Below are 3229 nucleotides of genomic sequence, written 5' to 3'. Positions count from 1 at the left end.
GGATCGTCCGGGAGAACCCACGGGATCGTCCGGGAGAACCCACCGATGGGCACCGCATCCGGGCTCCCCGGGGAGTCCGGCCGGCCGGTGCGAGGGACACACCAGGGAAGGACTCGGCCGCGTGAACGCAGCACTCACCCCCGACGGCGGGCACGGCACCTCCGGTGTCGGCGAACGCCCCGTGGCGGACGACGAGGCGCCGGTGATCCGGGGCAACATCCCCGGGTCGTTCCCCCGGAGCGTTCTGGAGGAGCGCCACCCGGCGCTGATCGACCGGGTGCGCAGATCCTTCCCCTACGGCGCGGAGCAGCAGCGGGCGCTGGACGCCCTGCTGAACGAGATCGACGGCGGGGACATCACCCCCCTGCCGGAGGAGGCGCACGACCACGGGCGGTGGGCGGAGTGGGGGTACCCGCACCACGGCCGCCGTTGGTTGGACGTGCCGTTCCTGTGGGCGGAGAGCTTCTTCCACCGGCGGCTGCTGGAGGCCGTCTCGTACTTCGGTCCCGGGCCGTGGCGCGGGCTGGATCCCTTCGCGCCGGTCAAGCACGCCGAGTTGCGGAGCGAGGGCGTGGATCTCCTGCTGGTGGCCCTCCACGACCTGGGGGCCCTGCCGGCGGAGGAACGGCTGCGGGCCCTCCTGCTCACCTCCCTGCCGGGCAACCGGGCCGACCCCGGCTTCGAGACGGTCTCCGGGGGCGGCCCCGGGGAGTGCCGGGCCACCCTGGTGGTGGACGAGGTCACCGCCGCGCGTGATCTGCTGGAACCGGGGCCGGAGGGGCCCGGGACGGTCTCGGTGATCGCGGGCCACAGCGGCCGGGAGCTGATCGCCGACCTGGCGGTGATCGACCACCTTTTGGTGCACGGCCTGGCCGACCGGGTGGTGCTGCACGTGAAGCCGGCGCCCCACCACGTCTCGGACGCGGTGCTCGCCGACGTGATGCACGGCGTGCGGCGGCTGTCCTTCGGGCCGGGGCGCACGGCGGGGATCGGGGAGCGGCTGTGGGAGGCGATCGGCACCGACCGGTTGAGGCTCTCCGCGCACCCGTTCTTCTGCGCGCCGTTGACCTTCGCGGAGATGCCGACCGACCTGCGGAACGAGTTGGCCGGATGCACGGTGTCCCTGCTCAAGGGGGATCTGAACTACCGTCGGCTGGTCGGGGACCGGCTGTGGCCGGCGACCACTCCTTTCGCACCGCTGGCGGCGCACTTCCCCTCACCGGTGGTGGCGCTGCGGCTGTTGGGGTCGGACGTGGTGACGGGGTTGCCGGCCGGGACGGTGAACCGGCTGACCGCCACGGAGGACGACTGGCGGATCTCCGGCGCCCACGCCGTCGTCCAGACCGCCGGCGGGTGATCGCAGGGGGCCGGCGGCGACGCGGGTCGGGTGCGGCGGGCCTCTCCGCGGCCCCGGCTCTCCCCCGGTCCGCGTCGTGTCCCGTCCCTCGGGGGGAGGGTCCCCGGTCGCCCCGGTGACGGGGTGGGGGCACGACCGTCGTGCCCCCGGGTGGGTCCCGGTCCCGAGGGGGGCCGGGAGCGCCCGGGCGACCTGTCGCGACCGGAACCGGCCGCGGCCCCACCCCCGTGTCGGACCGGCGGGTAAACCACGGCGGGACGACGTCGAATGCGGCGCAAACCGGCGATAACACCACCGGCGGGGAGGGCTTTCGGGGCTCCGTGACGGCTGGATTCGCATCCTTGACCGGTGCATGCCACTCGGCCACGATGTGCCCCGCGCGACATCGACGCGCGTCCCCCCACCCGTCGCACTGGACACCCCCGGAGATGCGATGCGAACACCCCTGCGCGGCCGCTTCACCGCCACCGCCGCCGCCGTCCTGTCGCTGGCCCTGGCCCTGACCCTCGGGGCCCAGGCCGGCGCCGCCTCCCCCAACGGCGCCAACGGCGCCCGGGCCTCGGCCGAGGAGATTCCCGGCACCTACGAGGTGCGCGGCGTCTCGTCCGCCGCCCAGCGCTCGGTCCTCGCCGCCCACGACGTCTCCATCGACGCGGTGGACGACCACTCGGTCACCATCACCGCCGACAAGGCGCAGGCCAAGCGGCTGCGGAGCATGGGCTACCTGCTGGAGGAGATCCCGGGGGCCGTGCCCGGGGCCCTTGCCCGGGACGACTCCGGGGGCGACTTCTCCGTCGCCTCCACGCCCTCGCAGTACACCAGCCACGCCCAGATGACGGCGACGGTGAACTCGCTGGTCTCCCAATACCCGAACCTGATGCACCGACAGGTCATCGGCCGCTCGCACCAGGGCCGCGACATCATCGCGGTCAGGATGAGCAACAACGCCCGGGTCGACCAGAACCGCCCGGAGGTGCTGTTCAGCCACAACATGCACGCCCGCGAGCACCTGACCACCGAGATGGCGCTCTACCTGATGAACGAGTTCGCCACCGGGTACGGGCGGGACTCGCGCATCACGAACATGATGAACACCCGCGAGATCTGGATCATCCCGAGCCTCAACCCCGACGGGAAGGTCTGGGACCAGGACTCCGGCACCTTCCGGAACTGGCGCAAGAACCGGCAGCCCAACTCCGGCTCCACCGCCATCGGCACCGACATCAACCGGAACTTCGCCTACCGGTGGGGGTGCTGCGGCGGATCCTCGTCCAACCCTGCCAGTGACACCTATCGGGGCCCGAGCGCCGAGTCCGCCCCCGAGACCCGGGTGCTGACCAACTTCGTGCGCAGCCGGGTGATCGGGGGTCGACAGCAGATCACCGCGCACATCGACTTCCACACCTACAGCGAGTTGGTCCTGTGGCCCTTCGGCTACACCTACAACGACACCGCCCCGGGCCTGAACCAGGACCAGCACAACGTGTTCTCCACGGTGGGCCGTCAGATGGCCGCGAGCAACGGCTACCGGCCGCAGCAGTCCAGCGACCTGTACATCACCGACGGCAGCATCAACGACTGGATGTGGGGTGACCAGGGCATCTGGTCCTACACCTTCGAGATGTACCCGCGGACGGCGAGCCAGGGCGGTTTCTATCCGCCGGGCAGCGTGATCGACCGGGAGACCGCGCGCAACCGTGAGGCCGTGCTGATCCTGCTGGAGAACGCCGACTGCATGTACCGCTCCATCGGCAAGCCGCAGCTCTGCACCACCTGACCCCTCATCGCCCCCTCCGTCCCACCGCTCGGCCGGTGTTCCCCCGCCCCACCGGGAGGGACACCGGCCGAGCGGTGGGACGGAGGGGGCGATGA

At 72.0% G+C, this 3229-nt stretch carries 2 protein-coding genes; both read left to right on the top strand.

The window, feature by feature from the left end; genetic code table 11:
* Nucleotides 1-121: 121 nt before the first annotated feature.
* The gene (locus FNQ90_RS17335) at nucleotides 122-1357 is read left to right on the top strand and encodes a damage-control phosphatase ARMT1 family protein (protein ID WP_323380025.1); all 1236 of its coding nucleotides are present in this window, start codon (nucleotides 122-124) and stop codon (nucleotides 1355-1357) included.
* A 433-nt stretch (nucleotides 1358-1790) separates the two neighbouring features.
* A complete protein-coding gene (locus tag FNQ90_RS17330; RefSeq protein ID WP_182607217.1) occupies nucleotides 1791-3134 on the top strand; it encodes a M14 family metallopeptidase in 1344 nt (447 codons plus the stop codon).
* Nucleotides 3135-3229 lie beyond the last annotated feature (95 nt).

The sequence above is a fragment of the Streptomyces alkaliphilus genome, assembly GCF_014141535.1.
Lineage (GTDB): Bacteria > Actinomycetota > Actinomycetes > Streptomycetales > Streptomycetaceae > Streptomyces > Streptomyces alkaliphilus.
This window is presented reverse-complemented; position numbering and strand designations above follow the sequence as displayed.

What these genes read in the sequence shown, in the direction of transcription:
- FNQ90_RS17330 (WP_182607217.1), top strand. Translation starts at nt 1,791, where the DNA reads ATGCGAACACCCCTGCGCGGCCGCTTCACCGCCACCGCCGCCGCCGTC.